At 71.8% G+C, this 17802-nt stretch carries 9 protein-coding genes; 4 read left to right on the forward strand and 5 right to left on the reverse strand.

The window, feature by feature from the left end:
• Position 1: 1 nt before the first annotated feature.
• The 3 genes from AB4Z01_RS33070 to AB4Z01_RS33080 all read left to right on the forward strand — a co-directional run bounded on the left by AB4Z01_RS33070 (position 2) and on the right by AB4Z01_RS33080 (position 10281).
• Positions 2–1420 (forward strand): mannose-1-phosphate guanylyltransferase/mannose-6-phosphate isomerase, encoded by a 1419-nt coding sequence (locus AB4Z01_RS33070; protein ID WP_441700656.1) that lies wholly within the window; start codon positions 2–4, stop codon positions 1418–1420.
• A 167-nt stretch (positions 1421–1587) separates the two neighbouring features.
• Positions 1588–8922, forward strand: a complete 7335-nt coding sequence (locus AB4Z01_RS33075; protein WP_441700658.1) for a type I polyketide synthase — start codon at positions 1588–1590, stop codon at positions 8920–8922.
• A gap of 6 nt (positions 8923–8928) precedes the next feature.
• Entirely contained in the window at positions 8929–10281 is a 1353-nt protein-coding gene (locus tag AB4Z01_RS33080) for an aminotransferase class I/II-fold pyridoxal phosphate-dependent enzyme (RefSeq protein ID WP_441700660.1), read from the forward strand.
• Here the strand turns inward: AB4Z01_RS33080 and AB4Z01_RS33085 are convergent.
• The 4 genes from AB4Z01_RS33085 to AB4Z01_RS33100 are packed head-to-tail and all read right to left on the reverse strand — an operon-like array spanning position 10278 to position 15977.
• Positions 10278–11072, reverse strand: coding sequence for an SDR family NAD(P)-dependent oxidoreductase (locus AB4Z01_RS33085; RefSeq protein ID WP_441700662.1), 795 nt, complete (start codon positions 11070–11072; stop codon positions 10278–10280). The two genes, AB4Z01_RS33080 and AB4Z01_RS33085, sit on opposite strands and share 4 nt — an antisense overlap.
• Positions 11069–12448 (reverse strand): capsule biosynthesis protein, encoded by a 1380-nt coding sequence (locus AB4Z01_RS33090; protein WP_441700664.1) that lies wholly within the window; start codon positions 12446–12448, stop codon positions 11069–11071. The genes AB4Z01_RS33085 and AB4Z01_RS33090 overlap by 4 nt, the downstream gene beginning before the upstream one ends.
• 9 nt (positions 12449–12457) lie before the next feature.
• Positions 12458–14782 carry a polysaccharide pyruvyl transferase family protein gene (locus tag AB4Z01_RS33095; RefSeq protein WP_441700666.1) on the reverse strand — a complete coding sequence of 775 codons (2325 nt, stop codon included), beginning with the start codon at positions 14780–14782 and terminating at the stop codon, positions 12458–12460.
• 58 nt (positions 14783–14840) lie between these two features.
• A complete protein-coding gene (locus AB4Z01_RS33100; RefSeq protein ID WP_441700668.1) occupies positions 14841–15977 on the reverse strand; it encodes a polysaccharide pyruvyl transferase family protein in 1137 nt (378 codons plus the stop codon).
• A 349-nt stretch (positions 15978–16326) separates the two neighbouring features.
• On the opposite strand from AB4Z01_RS33100, the gene AB4Z01_RS33105 reads away from it, so the two are divergent.
• Positions 16327–17475 carry a hypothetical protein gene (locus AB4Z01_RS33105; protein ID WP_441700670.1) on the forward strand — a complete coding sequence of 383 codons (1149 nt, stop codon included), beginning with the start codon at positions 16327–16329 and terminating at the stop codon, positions 17473–17475.
• A gap of 122 nt (positions 17476–17597) precedes the next feature.
• Here the strand turns inward: AB4Z01_RS33105 and AB4Z01_RS33110 are convergent.
• On the reverse strand, positions 17598–17802 hold a 205-nt coding region (locus tag AB4Z01_RS33110; RefSeq protein ID WP_441700671.1), incomplete at its 5' end, for a hypothetical protein.

Below are 17802 nucleotides of genomic sequence, written 5' to 3' on the forward strand. Positions count from 1 at the left end.
GGTGGTGCCGGTGGTGTTGTCCGGCGGTTCGGGGACGCGGTTATGGCCGCTGTCGCGGGCCGGCTATCCCAAGCAGTTCCTGCCGCTGGTGTCGGACAGCACCATGATCCAGGAGACGGTGAGCCGGGTCGGCGAGGCCGACGGCTTCGCGCCGCCGGTGTTCATCTGCGCCGACGACCACCGCTTCATCGTCGCCGAGCAGATGCGCCAGATCGGCGTGGCGCCCGACGCCATCATCCTCGAGCCCTCGGCCCGCAACACSGCGCCGGCCGTCGCCGTCGCCGCCCGSTTCCTGGCCGACCGCGACCCTGACACCCTGATGCTGGTGCTGCCGGCCGACCACCATATCGCGGACCCGAAGGGCTTCCGCGCCGCCATCGCCATGGCGGCACCCGCCGCCCGCGCCGGCCAYCTGATGACCTTCGGCATGCAGCCGACCGCGCCGGAGACCGGCTTCGGCTACATCCTGCCCGGCGACGACATCGCCGAGGCCCCCGGCGCCCGCACCGTCGCCCGCTTCATCGAGAAGCCGCCGCGCGAGACCGCCGAGCGCTTCCTGGCCGAAGGCCGTCACCTGTGGAACGCCGGCATCTTCCTGTTCACCGCCGGACAGTACCTGGCCGAATGCGCCCGCCATGCGCCCCAGGTCCTGGCCGCCGCCGACGCCGCGCTCAAGGCCGCCTCGCGCGACCTCACCTTCCTTCGTCTCGACCCCGCCGCCTTCGTCCAGGCGCCGTCGATCTCGATCGATCACGCGGTGATGGAGAAGACCGACCGCGCCGGCATCGTCCCGGCCTCGATCGGCTGGACCGATGTCGGCTCCTGGTCGTCCTTGTGGGAGGTCGGCGACCGCGACGCCGACGGCAACCTGACCCAGGGCGACGCGCTGACCCTGTCCTCGCGCAACTGCCTGGTCCGCTCCGACGGCATCCTCACCGCCGTGATCGGCCTCGAGGACGCCATCGTCATCGCCACCGACGACGCCGTGCTGGTCGCCGCCAAGGACCGGGTCCAGGACGTCAAGGCCATCACAGACGCGCTGAAGAAGTCCAAGCGTCCCGAGGCGGTAATCCATCGCCAGGTCTACCGGCCCTGGGGCACCGTCAAGTCGCTGCATGCCGGCGACCGCTTCCAGGTCAAGCGCGTCCTGATCCATCCCGGCCAGGCCGTCGCGCTGCAGCGCCACTACCACCGCTCCGAGCACTGGGTCGTGCTGTCCGGSACCGCCCGCGTCACCATGGAGGGCCAGTCCCGCATCCTGCGCGAGAACGAGGCCGTCTACCTGCCCAACGGCACCGACCACAAGCTGGAGAACCCCGGCAGGATCGACCTCGAGCTGATCGAGGTCCGCACCGGACCTTATCTCGGCGAGGACGATGTCGTCCGGCTGGAAGCGGCCGACGCGCTGCTGTTCGGATGATTCCGCTCCAGCGGGACTGTTCCGAAGAGTTTTCAGATTTAAAATCTATGAAGTCATGGGGGCAGCCATCGATTGCAGGTTTCGAAGCTCGATTCCTACGGTAGACTAGGTTGCCGCTGCGGTCCGCTTCCCGCCCGCCCATGCCGAATCGTCGAAAGAAAACCGACATGCCAGCAGGCTCTTCGAGACTCCACGACCAGGCCATCGCGGTGATCGGCATGGCTTGCCGGCTGCCGGGCGCGGCCGACCTCGACGAGTACTGGTCGCTGCTGCTGCAGGAGCGCTGCAGCATCTCCGAGATCGGCGGCGACCGCTGGGCGATCGAGCGGTTCTACCATCCGCGGCGGGGCGAGCCGGGCCGCAGCTACACCCTGGCCGCCGGGCTGATCGCGGATCCGAACGGCTTCGACGCCGGCGCCTTCCGGATCGCGCCGCGCGAGGCCGAGCAGATGGACCCGCAGCAGCGGCTGCTGCTGGAGCTGGTGTGGGAGGCGCTGGAGGATGCGGGCCTGCCGCCCTCCACCCTCGCCGGCCAGCCGGTCGGCGTGTTCGTCGGCGCCTCCTCGGTCGACGCCTATACCCGGATCGTGGGTGATGCCAGCGGCATCGACACCCATTTCATGACTGGCAACACCGCGTCGATCATCGCCAACCGGATCTCCTACATCTACGACCTGCGCGGGCCGAGCCTGACCATCGACACCGCCTGCTCCTCCTCGCTGGTCGCGCTCGACGCGGCGGTGCGGGCGCTGGCGCGGGGCGAGATCGACACCGCCGTGGTGGCCGGGGTCAACATCCTGGGCGCGCCGCAGGCGTTCTACGGCTTCTCGCGCGCCGGCATGCTGTCGCCGACCGGGCTGTGCCGGCCCTTCGCCGCCGCCGCCGACGGCTATGTCCGGGCCGAGGGCGGCGCCGTGCTGGTGCTGAGCCGGCTCGACGCCGCCGTGTCGCGCGGGCGGCCGCCGCGGGTGATGATCGACGCGACCGGGGTCAATTCCGACGGCCGCACCGTCGGCCTGTCGCTGCCTTCGACCGATGCCCAGCGCCGCCTGCTGGAGCGGCTCTATGGCGAGGCCGGGATCGACCCGAACGACCTGGCCTTCGTCGAGGCGCACGGCACCGGCACCCGGGTCGGCGACCCGGCCGAGGCCGAGGCGATCGGCCGGGCCCTGGGCCAGAAGCGCGACGCGCCGCTGCCGGTCGGGTCGGTCAAGTCGAACATTGGCCATCTCGAGCCGGCCTCGGGCCTGGCCGGGACGATCAAGGCGATCCTGGCGATCGAGCACCGGCTGCTGCCGGCGACGCTGCATCTCGACAGCATCAACCCGGACATCCCGTTCGAGGCGCTGAACCTTTTGCCGGCGCGCGGCCCGGTGGCGCTGCAGGCCGGGCCGCTGACCGCCGGCGTCTCCTCCTTCGGCTTCGGCGGCACCAACGCCCATGCCGTGCTGCGGGCGCCGCGGCCGGACGAGATGCCGGAGGCGTCGTCCGAGGCGCCGGCACGGGCGCTGCTGCTGTCGGCGCATGGCGAGGAGGCACTGCGCAGCCTGGCCGGGCGCTATGCCGAGGCGCTGGAATTGGCTGACGCGGCGCCGGCCCAGATCGCCAGCCACGCCGCGCACGAGCGCGAGCTGCTGCCGCACCGCCTGGCCCTGCCGCTCGATGCCGACGCGGCGGCCGGGTTGCGGCGCTTCGCCGCCGGCGACCGGGCGGCGTCGGTGCTGTCGGCCCGTGGCGAGAGCGACGCCGGCGCGATTTGCTTTGCCTTTTCCGGCAACGGCTCGCAATTCGCCGGCATGGGGCTGCGCGCCTATCGCGCCAGCCGGCCATTCCGCGAGGTCTTCGACGAGGTCGATGCGCGCTACGCCGCCCTGGCCGGCTGGTCGCTGGCCGAGGCGCTGCAGAACCCGGCGCTGGAGGAGCGGCTGCCTGCCACCTCGACCGCGCAGCCGTTGCTGTTTGCGGTGCAGGTGGCGCTGACCGCGGCGCTGGCGGCGGACGGCCTCAAGCCCGCCATGGTGATCGGCCACAGCGTCGGTGAGGTGGCGGCGGCACTGGCCGCCGGCATGGTGTCGCTGGACCAGGCGGTCCGGATCATCCACTGGCGCAGCCGCTGCCAGGAGCAACTGCGCGGCCTGGGCACCATGGCGGTGCTGATGCTGTCGCGCGAAGCAGCGGAGGCCGTGCTGGCCGAAGCCGGGCTGCACGGCACCGTCGTCGCCGCGGCCAACAGCCCGGTCTGCGTCACCGTCTCCGGTCCGAAGGACGAGATCGAGGCGCTGCTGAAGCTGGCCAAGCAGCGCCGGGTGGCGGCGCAGCGCGTCGGGGTCGACTATCCGTTCCATTCGCCGCTGACCGCGCCCATCGAGGCGCCGCTCAGGGCGGCGCTGGCCGACATGGTGTCGGCCGAGGGACGGATCCCGTTAATCTCTTCCGTCACCGGCGAGGCGCTGAGCGGCGCCGCGCTGGATGCGGATTACTGGTGGCGCAACATCCGCGAGCCGGTGGATTTCGCCGCGGCGGCGCGGACAGCGTTGGAGCTGGGCGCCGGGATCTTCGTCGAGATCGGGCCGCGGCCGGTGCTGACCGGCCATCTGCGCGACATCGCCAAGGCGGCGGAGCGCGAGGTGGCGATCCTGCCGACGCTGGACAACAAAGCGACAGAGGATGGATCGGACCCGGTCGAGCGGGCGGTGCTGCAGGTGCTGCTGCGCGGCGGCGCGGTCGATCGGCGGCCGCTGTTCGGCGACCGACCCACCGGACGGCGCCAGGCCTTGCCGCATTATCCCTGGCAGCGTCGCGACCTGCGCCAGGCGCCGACGCCGGAGCGGATCGACCTGTCGCTGGCCAAGCCGGCGCATCCGCTGCTGGGCGCCCGGCTGGGAGAGGGTACGCCGGAATGGCACGGCCTGCTGGACCCCGAGCTGCTGCCCTATCTGGCCGACCACAAAGTGGCGGGTGAGGTGGTGGTGCCCGGCGCCGCGTTGCTGGAGATGGCGGTCGCCGCCGGCCGGCAGTGGCTCGGCACCGAGGCGGTCGAGGTCGAGGATTTCGACATCATCCAGGCCCTGGTGATCGCCGAGGGCACGACACGCGAGACCTGGCTGCGGCTGGCACCGGCCACCGGCGCGGTCGAGATCCTGGCCCGGCAGCGCATGGCCGGCGAGGAATGGACGCTGCACGCCCGCGGCCGGGTCGGGCCGAGCCCGGTCGCCGCCGCCCGGGTGCGGAACGGGGACGACGACGCCCTGCGGCCGGTCGATCCGGCAGCGATCTATGCCGCCGCAAGCGCGGCCGGGATCGATTACGGCCCGGCCTTCCGCCGCGCCGCCGCCATCGCCACTGACGATGGGCAGAGGATCACCGTCGACCTGACGGCGGAGGCAGCGGACAACGGCCTTTACACCGCGCCGCATGCACTGCACCCGACTGCGCTGGACGCCGCCTTCCACGGGCTGTTCGCCCTGTACGAGAAACTCGGCGGCGGCGAGGGCGGCGCCTTCCTGCCGGTGCGCTTCGCCGCGCTGCGGGTGTACCGGTCGGTGCCCGCCGTCCGGGCCAGGCTCGACCTGCGCCGCGCCACGCCGCGGTCGATCCTGGTCGACATCGCCCTGGAGGACGAGGCGGGCATGGTGGTGGCCGAGCTGCGCGGCGCCCGATTCCAGCGCAGCGCGCTGCGCCTGGCGGCCGGGGACGAGCTGCTGTACCGCGCGGTGCGGCAGCCCTGGGACAACGGCCGCGCCGGCATCACTGCTGCGGAGCTGGAGCAGGCCGTCGCCGGCCTGTTGGACCGGCACGAGACCGGCGACGACTGGCTGCTGCTGACCGCCTGGGCGCGGTCGATGGCGCATCGCGCGGTACGGGCGGTGGCCGGATCCGCCCGCTTCACCATCGAGCGGCTGTGCCGCGGCGGGCGCTTGGCCCCGGCCGCGGTGCCGCGCTTCGCAACGCTGCTGAAGGTGCTGGCGGAGTTCGGGCTGGCGACGGAGCAGGACGGCGCCTGGCGCCTGGCCCCTGCCCGCCTGCCGTCGCCCCAGGCGATCCTGCGCTCGATCGCGGCCGCGCATCCGGAGCGCGGCGCCGAGACCGTGATGGCCGCCCGGCTGTCGCGCGACCTGGTGGCGGCGCTGCGCAGCGGGGAGCCGCTGCGCTTCTCCAAGGGCGTCGAGGCGCATGCCCGCGCCGCCTCGCCGCTGCTGCCGCTGGCGGCAGAGCTGGTCGAGACGCTCGCCGCCGGCCGCGCCGCGCCCCTGGCGCTGCTGCTGGTCGACCCCGAGGGCGAGCTGATGCCGGCGCTGCTGCCGCTGATCCGCGACGGTGCCCTGACCGTGTCGGTGACAGGGCCGGAGCCCAAGATGCTGGCGGGCCTGGCCGCACGCAGCCCGCGGCTGCCCGGCCTGCGCATCCTGGACGAGCAGACCACCGTGCCGCCGGGCCGCTTCGACCTGGCCCTGTCGGTCGGCACCATGGCGGCCGGGGATTCGGCGCGGCTGGGGCAGCTTGTGGCCGGGCTGCTGCGCCCCGGCGCCGCGGCCGTCACCATAGATAGCATCCCGAACACGGTGACCGCCCTGCTGCTGGACGGCATGGCGGAGGCCGTGTCATCGCAGGACGGGCTGGCGGGCTTGCGGCCGACGGCCCGGCATCGCATCGGCACCCGAGGAGCTGCGGCGCAGCTGGTGGTCTGGGATCGGCCGGCCGTCGACGCTCCGGCCGAACCGGCCGGGCCGATCCTGATCCGCCCCGCCGACACCGAGCTGCTGCCCGACCTCGCCGACCGGCTGCGCGGACTGGGCCACCTGGTGCGCATCGACCCGGCCGCCGCGRCGGCGGAGGGCGACACCGTGCTGGTGCCGCTGATGCTGGACACGGCGCGCGACCCGGTCGCCTTCCTGACCAAGGCCATCCTGTCGGTGCGGGCGGAAGCCGAGGCCCTGCCGGCGAAGTCCACCCTGTGGCTGGTCGCCCGCTGCGGCAAGCTGAACGGCAAGGCCGATGGCGGCCGCGGCCTGGCCGAGGCGCTGGCGGCCTTCGCCCGCACCCTGGCCAACGAGCAGTCCGGCCTCGCGATCCGCTTCGCCACCCTGGCCCCGGCGCTGCCGGACGAGGCTGCGGCGGCGGCGCTGGCCGGGCTGATCGGGTCGGCCGAGACCGAATTCGAGATCGACCGTGACGGCGTCTTCGTCAGCCGGGTGGAAGCGGTGCGGCCGGCGCCGCAGGACGCCCCGGCGGAGGACCGCGCCGCCCGCCTGGCCCTGGCCGCCCCGGGCAGCCTGGGCCGGATCGGCTGGACCGTCGCCGAGCGCACGGCCCCCGGACCGGAGGAGATCGAGATCGAGGTCGCGGCCAGCGGGCTGAACTTCCGCGACGTGATGTTCTCGCTGGGCCTGCTGCCGGACGACTATCTGGAGGACGGCTTCGCCGGCCCGACCCTGGGCTTCGAATGCGCCGGCACGGTCCGCCGCGTCGGTGAGGTGGTGACCGACCTGAAGCAAGGCGACCGGGTGATGGCCTTCGCGCCGGCCGCCTTCGCCACCCATGTCACGGTGCCGGCCCAGGTGGCGATGCGGGTGCCGGAGGGCGTCGACTTCGCCGCGGCGGCGACCATGCCGGTCGCCTTCATCACCGCCTGGTACGCGCTGGTGCACCAGGCCCGGCTGGGCCGCGGCGAGAGCGTGCTGATCCACGGCGCCGCCGGCGGCGTCGGGCTGGCGGCGCTGCAGATCGCCAAGCTGCGCGGCGCCACCGTGGTGGCCACCGCCGGCAATGAGGACAAGCGCGCTTTGGCCCAGCTGCTGGGCGCCGACCTGGTGCTGGATTCGCGCTCGCTGGCCTTCGCCGACGAGATCCGCTGGAAGCTGGGCGGTGTCGACGTGGTGCTGAACTCGCTGTCCGGCGACGCCATGCGCCGCAGCCTGCGGGCGCTGAAGCCATTCGGCCGCTTCGTCGAGCTGGGCAAGCGCGACTTCGTCGCCGACACCGCGGTGGGCTTGCGCGCCTTCGCCCGCAACGTCTCCTATTTCGGGGTCGATGCCGACCAGCTGCTGAACGCCCAGCCGGGCCTGACCAGGCGCCTGCTGCGCGAGCTGGACCGGCTGTTCGCGCAGCGCCGCCTGACCCCGCTGCCGCACCGGGTGTTCCCGGCCGACCAGGTGGAGGACGCGTTCCGGCTGATGCAGGGCGCCGGCCATGTCGGCAAGATCGTGATCACCCCGCCGCGTGAGATCCCGGCGGCGCCGGCCGCCGAGGCCCGGTTCGAAGCGCAGGACACCGGCTTCCACCTGGTCACCGGCGGCACCGGCGGCTTCGGCTTCGCCACCGCGCTGTGGTTGGCCGAGCACGGCGCGAAGACGATCGTCGTCGCCTCCCGTCGCGGCACTCTGGGCCCCATGGAAAAGGCCGAGGCCGAGCGGCTGGCGGCTCAGGGCGCGACCCTGGTGGCGGAGCGGCTGGACGTCACCGACCGGGCCGCCTGCGAGAAGCTGCTGGCGGCGCTGGAGCGCCGGCACGGCCCGCTGCGCGGCATCATCCACGCCGCCATGGTGCTGGATGACGGGCTGCTGCGCGACCTGGACGCGGCGCGGATCGAGCGGGTGCTGGCGCCCAAGATCAAGGGCGCGATCCATCTCGACCTGGTCAGTCGCACCCGCGAGCCGGACTACTTCGTGCTGTTCTCCTCCGCCACCACGCTGATCGGCAATCCCGGCCAAGCCAATTACGTCGCCGCCAACGCCTATCTCGAGGCGCTGGCGCGGACGCGGCGGGCCCAGGGGCTGCCGGCGCTGGCCGTGTCCTGGGGCGCCATCGCCGATGCCGGGGTGCTGGCCCGCGACGCGGCCAAGGGCGACGCGCTGAAGCGCCGGATCGGCCGGTCGTCGCTGAAGGCGGCCGAGGCGCTGGCGCAGCTGGGCCGGCTGCTGGCCCGGCCGGCCGAGACGCCGGCGGAGGCGGTGGTGGCCTGCGCCCGGATCGACTGGCAGGCGGCGACCCGCGAGCTGCCGATCCTGGCCACGCCGCGGCTGGCCGGGATGGCCGATGGCCGCCGGGCCGAGACCACCGAGGCCGAGGTCGATCTGGCCGCCATGATCGCCGGCCGCAGCGATGCGGAGGCCCAAGCGATCGTGACCGAGACCATGCTGGCCGAGATCGGGCGGATCCTGCGCATGCCGCCGGCCGACATCGACCCCGACCGCGCCTTCGCCGAACTGGGCATGGATTCGTTGATGGGGCTGGAGCTGGATGCGGCGATGCAGAGCCGCTACGGCATCGACCTGCCCTTCCTGTCGATCGGCGCCGGGCTGACCCTGAGCGAGTTGAGCACCCGGATCGTCGCCAAGCTGCGCGGCGGGGCCCCGGCTGCGCCCCCCGAAGCGGAACCGCAGACCGAGGCGGCGCAGCTGATCGCCAAGCATGTCGAGGCCGACCTGGAGGCGGATGCCGCCTTGCTGGTGCGCGAAGCCGTCCGCGACCGGGCCAAGACCACAAGGCGGGTTCTGGGATGATCTGCGATGAGTAAGGGACGCCTGTCGGATTCCGCGCTGCGGTCGCTGATCTCCGAGGTGCGCGGCAAGGCCACGGCCGCGGTGCCGCCGGCGCCGGAGCCGCGATCCTACGACACCGCCTTCGACACCCTGCCGGGCTACGAGACGCTGCGGATGCAGCGTGCCGCCGCCGACCTGCTGGGCATCCCGAGCCCGTTCTTCCGCACCCATGAGCAGCGTGCCGGGGCGGTGTCGCGGATCGCTGGGCGAGAGGTGATCAACTTCGCCTCCTACGACTATCTCGGGCTGAACAGCCACCCGGCGGTGGCCGCGGCGGCGAAGGCGGCGGTCGACGAATTCGGCACCTCGGTCTCGGCCAGCCGGCTGGTGGCGGGTGAGCGGCCGTTCCATGCGGCGCTGGAGCGGCGCCTGGCCGAGGTGCACGGCGTCGAGGATGCGATCGCCTTCGTCAGCGGCCACGCCACCAACGTTTCCGCCATCGGCCAGATCACCGGGCCGGCCGACCTGATCCTGCATGACGGGCTGATCCACAGCAGCGTGATCACCGGCGCGCAGCTGTCCGGCGCACAGCGGCGGTCCTTCCCGCACAACGACCTGGACACGCTGGAGTCGATCCTGACGGCCGAGCGCGACCGCTGGCAGCGCGTGCTGATCGTGGTCGAGAGCCTGTATTCGATGGATGGCGACACCATCGACCTGCCCCGTCTGGTGGCGATCAAGCAGCGCTTCGGCGCTTGGCTGATGGTCGACGAGGCGCATGGGCTGGGCGTGCTGGGCCCGACCGGCCGCGGCATCGCCGAGGCCAGCGGAATCGACCCGCGGCAGGTCGACATCTGGATGGGCACGATGTCGAAGACGCTCGCTTCCTGCGGCGGCTACATCGCCGGCCCGAGCGCCTTGGTCGACTATCTGAAGCTGACGGCGTCGGGCTTCGTCTACAGCGTCGGCATGCCGGCGCCGGCGACGATGGCGGCGCTGACGGCGCTGGAGCTGCTGATCGCCGACACGGATGGGCGGGTGGCCCGGCTGCAGGCCAATTCCCGATACTTCCTGGAGCGCGCGCGGGCCGCCGGGCTGGACACCGGCCTGGCCCAGGGCCATGCGATCATCCCGATCATCCTCGGGGATTCGCTGCAGGCGGTGCTGCTGTCGAACCGGCTGCTGGAGCGCGGCGTCAACGTCTCGCCGATCGTGCATCCGGCGGTGCCGGAGAAATCCGCCCGGCTGCGCTGCTTCGTCACCGCCGACCACACCCGCGAGCAGATCGACCGCGCCGTCGCTGTCATCGCCGAGGAGCGGCAGCAGTTGCTGCGGGAGGCGCCGGTGGCAAAGCGGCTGAGCGCCGCCGCCCGGGGCTAGAGAGTCGCCGGCGCGTCGATTTCGAAGCGGAGGAAGCGGTCGATGAAGGCGGCGCGGACCGGACGCGGGGCCAGCCGGCCCAGGCGGATCAGCCAGACCAGCGGCCAGGGAAAAGCCACCATGGCGCGGCCGCGGGCGGTGGCGGCGGCAATGTGCTGCGCCGCGCGGTCGGCGCTCCATTGGAACGGACGAGAGCCGCGGTAGCGGTCGCTCATGCCGGTGGCGATGAAGCCGGGGCAGGCGACCGTGACACGGATGCCGTCCGGCCGCAGCCAAGCCAGCAGCGCCTCGCCCCAGGCCATGAGCCCGGCCTTGGAGGCGGAATAGGCCGGCTGGTCGGCCAACGGCATCAGCGCCGCCAGGGACGAGATCAGGACGATGCGGCCGAAGCGGCGGCCGCGCATCGGCTCGATCAGCGGCGACACCGTGGCGATCGCGCCTTCCAGATTGATGCGCAGCTGTGCCGTGACCAGATCCTCCGGCTCGCAGCCGCGGCCTGGCGCCAGCCCGGCCTCGACCCCGGCATTGGCGATCACCACCGCCACCGGACGGCGGGCATCGAAGCCGCGCAGAAATTCGCCCAACCGGGCGCCGTCACGGACATCGATCTCCGCCGTCTCCACCACTGCGCCGCGCTGCCGGCAGGTCGCGGCGACCTTGGCCAGGCGGGCGGGATTGCGGCCAATCAGGGCCAGCGCCACGCCCGGCGCCGCGTAGTGCCGGGCCAGCGCCGCGCCGAGACCGTGCGACGCGCCGGTTACGACGACTGCCGTCGGTACTGTCGCGTTCATTCTCCCGCCTGCGCCGCCCAGGCGGCCTCGCGCAGCGGCTGCACCTCGCCGTCGAGGATGCGGCGGCGGGCGCCGTCGACCGCGAGGTCGATGCCGGAGAGCGAGAAGAAGCTGCCGCGGATCTGGGTCCGCGCCACCACGACGCGGCGGAACGCCTCCAGCAGTTCGGGGCTCGGCGGCTGCCCTTCGGCCCAGAACCGGTCGAGCCCGCCCTGGAAGCTGAGGCCCGGCAGGTCGAACACCGCGGTGCCGAGCGTCTGCAGCGGCTTGCCTCGCTCGAGCGCGAACAGGCCGACGGTGGAGTTGACCACGACCACGCCGATGGCGCCGTCGACCAGTTGCTGCAGGTCGCCGCCATCGATGAAGTCGACCCGGTCCGACACGCCATGGCGTACCGCCAGCGCTTCGATGAGCCGGCGTTTCCGCACCGGCCGGAAGTCGAGCGGATGCAGCTTCACCACCAGCCGGGTTCCGGGATCCGCGTTGCGGGCGAAGGAGGCGATCACCTCCTCCGCCGCCTCAACCGTATCGCGGAAGGGCGAATGGGTGCGGATCTGGAAATCGGTGTCGAGCTGCAGCGGATGCAGGTAATAGCGCTGCCCGGCCAAGCCCGGCATCATCCGGTGCGCTTGGCGCTTCACCCATGGGGCTCGCAGGAACCGGCCGAGCCAGCCGGCATATTCGACCAGCGGATGGTCGAGCGCGTGGTGGCGGTAGTGCGGGAAGGCCGGCATCAGCGCGACCAGCCCGACCGTCCACAGCACGTCCCACACCGCCCGGTGCAGGAAATAGGACGGCACCGGCGCCGCCGGCGGCGACGGCTCGGCAGCCCGCGCCAGCGCCTGGAACATCGCCGGGCTGCGCGGCAAGTCGGAGTGGCCGTTCACGCCCCAGGCCTCGCAGGTGACCCAACCGGGGCGCAGATAGCCTTCCTCGAACAGGTGCAGCTTGAGGCCGCGGCGTCGGGCCAGATCGACCGCCACTGCATGGTGCGGCCGGCAGTCGCCGAACAGCACCAGGTCGGTGACGCCCTCGTGGTCGAGGATGCCGGCAACGAAGCCGCGCCAATCCTCGAACCGGCCGCGGAAGGCGATGGCCGGCCGGCGCCAGAACACCACGTCGCCGCCGCAGATGTTGATCTTGACGACGCGGGCACCCTCGGCCTCCAGCGCCGTCGCCAGGCGCCGCTGGAACGGCGTCGCGGCGCCCTGCAGGACCAGCACCACGCGCTGGCGCCCCCTGCTGGACGGCGCCGGAATCGCCCGCGCCGCAGCCGGCAGGGGGGAAGCCGGCTGCGGCGGGACGGGCCGCGGCGAGGCCAGCCCACCGGCCAGCCGCGCCGCAGCGGCGAACGGGCGCTGGGGTCGCCCGTTCATCTCACCGCCTCAGAACGGGATGCGGGCGTAGACGTCGCCCGATACCGGCCACACCGCGTCGTCGAACGACACACCCTGCGCCACCGGGAAGGCCTCGAACAGGGCGCGGCCATCATAGCGCAGCGGCTGCCAGGTCTCGTCGATCCAGGTGATTACGTCCTCCCACGGCGTCTCCAGGCTGCGATCGCGGCAGAAGGCGATGACGCCCGGCTTGCCGACGCCGGAGTAGAAGTCGCGGATGCGGTGGTCGATCCGGTTCTCCGGGTCGTCGACGTCGAGCAGCAGCCGGCCGCCCTCATAGGTGCCGAACCAACCGCAGGGCACGCCGTAGGTCTCGGCGATCACCATGCCGTGCAGGCTGGTCGAGATGATGCGCTTGCACGACACGATCTCCTCCACCTTGGCGGCGAAGGCGTCGACCTTCGGCGCGGTGTAGGTGTTGATCAGCCGGATCGAGCCCGCCAGGCTGGGCGGGATGTTGTAGCGCTTCAGCGCCTCCTTCACCCCCGATTGCGGGTCCATCGAGGACAGTTCGGAGATGTGCAGGATCACGCCGAGCTCATGCGTCTTCTTGACGTGCTTCATCGGCATGATGCGCGGCAGGAACCAGACCGGGTCGCCGAACACGTCGGGCACGGTGATGCCCTGGCCGCGCAGCACCGCCTGGGTCTTGCGGCCGCGCACGCCATGCACCACGAAATCGGTGTTCTGCGGCCGCATGTACTGCCGGATCGAGCGGTCGACCGGGTTCAGCGTCGCATCCATGCCGGTGCCCCAGAAGTGCAGCACACCGTTCTTCTGGGCATGGCCGATGGTGCCGACCGCGACCATCCGCTCCGACGCGTCGTCGAAAGCGGCGCGGCGCACCGGCAGGCCGGCGATGGCGGCGACCACCACGGCACTGAGCGCGTCGCCGAGATTGGCGTGCGGATGCTCGCTGGTGGTGGCGACCCAGGACAGCGGGATCGACAGCCGCTTGGCGTTGAAGCGCAGCAGCGTCTCCAGCCGGTCGCGCGACGCCGCCTCGGGCTTAGCCACCGCCGGGGCGGCAGCCGGGGTCGGCTCCGGCGCGCTCTCCAGCACGGGCTCCGGCGCCCGGGCGAGGGCGGAGGAGCCGGCGGTCATCGGCGCGGCGGAGGCAGCGGCAGGCTTGGCCGGGGCGGAGGGTGTCGAAGGGACGGTGGTCATGGCGGAAACAACCTTGAGAGCCGGGGCCGACTTGGCGGCCGGGACCGGAGCCGGGGCGGACGCCGCGGTTTCGGTCTTGGCCTCGCCGGCCCGGGCCAGGGCGACGCGCTTGCGGTCTTCCCGGCGCAGCTCGTCGACGGAATGCTGGAGCACGAGGCCGGTCAGCACCGGGTGGTCCCACACGGTCTTGCCAGCCGGCGCGACCAGCGGCTTGGCGTCGAGCGGGAAGGCGTTGATCAGCGAATCCTCATCGATCGACACCGGCTCCCACACATCGTCGATGGTGTCGAGCACGTCCTGCCAGTCGGTGACGATGCCGCGCGGCTGGCTGTAGCTCCAGATCTTGTCCTTGCCGATGCCGGTGTAGAGATCGACGATCCGCAGATCGGTCGTCCCCTCGGGCGTGAGCTCGGTGAGGGTCAGGCCGGCCTCGTTGCCCTGCGGCGAGAAGTACAGGCAGGGGATGCCGTAGCTTTCGGCGATCACCATGCCGTGCAGGCTGGTCGAGACGATGCGCTTGCAGGCCAGGATCTCATCGACCTTGTCCTTGAGGCCACCGATGCCGATCGGCGTCACCGTGCTGATCAGATGAACCCGATCGGCGAATTCGGCCGGCACCTCGAAGCGCTTGTAGTCGGCCCGTGGGTTCGCCTGGGCGAAGGAGCGGTCGGCCAGCTCCGACAGGTGCAGGATGACGCCGACATCCCACTTCTTCTCGACCTTCGGCTTGTAGAAGCGCGGCAGCAGCCAGACCGGGTCGCCATAGACGCCGCCCTTGGCCTTGCCGCCGAGCAGCCGGGCCGAGACCGGGCCGCGGCTGGCCGGGACGTGGAAGGTGGAATCGGGCGGCACGGTGAAAGGCAGCCGCTCCGGCATCGGCGCCGACGGATTCTTCCAGCCCGAGCAGCCAGTGCCCCAGAACCAGACTTCGCCGCCCTCGAACCCATGGCCGATGGTGCCGACCGCGCCCATGCGCACGGATTTCGACTTGGTCGGGACGCGGGCGATGTCCAGGCCGGACAGCAGCGCTACCATGACCGGGCTCAGCGCATCGCCGAAGTTCAGATAATCCATCTCCTTCGTCGAGCCGGCCCAGGAGAGCGGGATCTGTCCCGCGTCGCGCGTGGCCCGCAACAAGCTGTTCATTCTGCGCCTCGTCCAGTTCGATCAGGTCGATGTGTGGGTTCGGATCCGGGCTGCCGCATCAGGCCCGATCCGCCAGGGGCCGCCGCAGCAGCGCCGCCACGCGCTGCAGCGGCCCGGCCGCTGGCCGGGCCTCGGCGGCGGCAGGCCGGATCACCGTCTGCGGCCGGTGCTGCAACGGAATCTGTCGCAGCACCGGATGCTCGAACACAGTCTCGCCGCGCCGCGGCTGCAGCGGATTGAGGTCCAGCGGGAAGGCCTCGAGCAGCGGCTGCGTGTCGAATTCCGGCGGCACCCAGGCCTTGTCGATCGCCGCCATCAGCGCCGGCCAGTCGGTGCGCTCGCGGCGCGGCTGGCCGTAGATCGGCAGGCTGGTGCGGCCAAGGCCGCGATAGAGGTCGACGATGCGGAGGTCGAGCGTGCCGTCGGGGTCGAGCTCGGCCATGTGCAGGCCGCGCGGCGCCCGGGGCGAGAAGTACAGGCAGGGGATCCCGTAGCTTTCGGCGAAGACCATGCCGTGCAGGCTGGTCGACACGATCCGCTCGCATTCCAGGATCTCGTCCAGCCGGGCCCGCATGCCGTCCAGCCCGATCGGCGTCACTGTGTGGATCAGCCGGACGTCGCCGGCCAGCTCCGCCGGGATCTCGTAGCGGATGTGCTCCGCCTTCGGCCGCACCTCGAAAGAGCGATCCTGCAGATCGGCGAGATGGATGATGACGCCGAGCTTCCACTTCTTCTGCCGCGGCGCGGGATGGAAGCGCGGCAGCAGCCAGACCGGGTCGCCATAGACCGCCGGGCCGACCGCGTCCTCGCCGCCCAGGATCCGGCGCGACACCGGCCCGCGGGTGGCGGCGATGTGCAGACGCGTGCCGGGCAGCGGCGCCACCGGGACCCGCTGGTCGGCCGGGGCCGAGGGGTTGCGCCAGCGCGAGCTGCCGGTGCCCCAGACCACGACCTCGCCCTCCTTCAGGCTGTGGCCGATGGTGCCGACCGCGGCCATCCTGAGGCGCTTCGATTCATGGGCGATGTGCTCGACCGGCAGGCCCGCCAGCAGCGACACCATCACCGCGCTCAGGGCGTCGCCGAGATTGACGTAGTCCTGCTCGCGCGTCGCCGCCACCCAGGTCAGCGGCACGGTCTGCCGCTGCCTGACCGAGGCAGCCAAAGCGCGAATGGTCTCGTTGCCCGGCACGGCCATCAGGTGTCCATGATTCCAGTTTCGACCTAAAGGTTTTAAGCCGGAATCGTCGCCGCTGTCATGCATTTTGCGGTGCGAAATCGCAGTGCAAAGCAAAAATCTGCGCTCGGCAGGCCCAGAGATATCTTTCAGTTTGGGTTTAGAATCCGTTTTCAGATCAACATGATGTGCCGAGCAAACCTGAAATCGGCTTTTCTGGGGGACCGGGCGGTGCATCCCGCCTCATTTCCGCTGAAGCAAAACCTTCGAAAGCTTCCCATGCGACATCCGGCCGCTTCGCCGCAGCGACGGTTTCGCCCATGCTGGTCGAGGGGGAGCCGAGTTCCGACACGCAATCATGAGGCAGTGCATGCAGCTCCGTTTCCTGGTGCTCCCCGCCGCCCTGGCGCTGGCGGCCGGCTTGGCGACCGCGCCGCCGGCCCGGGCGCAGGCCCAGTCCGACAAGCTGGAAGACTTCATGATCATGGATGTCTGCGTCGACCAGCATGACCGGATCGACCCGGCGCTGGTGCCGGGTGACCGCGACTGCACCCGGCGCCGCAACATCCGCGCCGGCGAGGCCGTGCCCTATCACCTGCACAACTTCCCCAGCCCTGGCGCCCCCTGCCCGCAGCGGCTGGGCACGGTGTCGAAGGACAACATCCCGATCGAGAAGCGCGGCGTCACCCGCATCGTCAGCTTCTACGACCGCGGCGTCGACCACAACTGCCCGGACGCCAAGCCGGACGAGCCCAGCTTCGGCAAGCTCGACACCGGCCGCGAAGGCGGCTCGGTGCAATGGGTCGACGAACGCTGGGGCTACATCATGGGCAGTTGGAGCCCGGTCGCGCTGTCGTACTGGCTGACCCCGTCCTGCGAGGGCGCGCCCGACACCTCCGGCCGGTTCCGCTACGGCTGGGTGATCGGCCCGGCGACGCTGCCGCCGGAGGGCCAGGGCGGCTTCTCGACGTTCCAGAGCAAGCTGGTCACCGCCAAGGACGGCGGCGAGCCCGAGGCCGGCTGCCCGAAGCGCTTCGCCAAGCCCTTCACGCTGTGGATGCGCGACCGCTTCGACTACAAGGACGGCAAGACGCTCGACAGCCTGATCTCGCTGCGCTTCTCCAGCTCCAGCAAGGACGGCAAGGGGCCGGGGCCGGCGACCCAGGTCGAGATCACATACTGGACCAAGGAGTTCGGCCTGACCCGCTGGGAGAAATGGGCCCGCGCCGACTGGGTGCATCCGCGCAGCCGCCAGGCCGCTGCGACCCTGGGCAAGACCCTGTTCGAGCGCGACACCTGCAGCCCACCCTACAGCTTCCGCAGCAGCCCGGTGCCGGGGCTGACGATCAGCGACAGCGGCAGCAAGGACGATTACAGCCGGACCCTGACGCAGGGGGACGAGTCCCACGACTGGCACATGTCGCTGTGCAGCGACTACACCAACATCGTCAAGGATCCGGCCGGCGGCCTGATCCCGCCCTGGGGCCAGGCGCTGAGCAACATGTTCTGGGTGGAATAGGAGTCGCGGCAGGGATTCCGGCGTCCGGAGCGCGATTGCTATCGCGCTCCAACTCATTGGTATAGAGCCGGATTCAGATTTGAGATGAAGCGCAAGGCGCTTCCATCTCAAATCATCCGGCTCTAGCGTCGGAAGCCGTCGGGCCGTGGCCCTTCGGAGCGGCGGTCGGGAACCGGCTTGACCCGGTCGTGCGCCAGCCCGGCCGCGGCCCCGCGGCGATGCCGGCGGCGCGCCCGCCCGGCCTCGACCCGCCGGGTCTCCTCCTGCAGCCGCAGCACCGTCGGACCGCCGCCCTCCGACGCCGGCGCCAGCCGCCGGCGCCAGGCC

It is taken from the genome of Inquilinus sp. YAF38, from assembly GCF_052113205.1.
Taxonomy (GTDB): domain Bacteria; phylum Pseudomonadota; class Alphaproteobacteria; order DSM-16000; family Inquilinaceae; genus Inquilinus.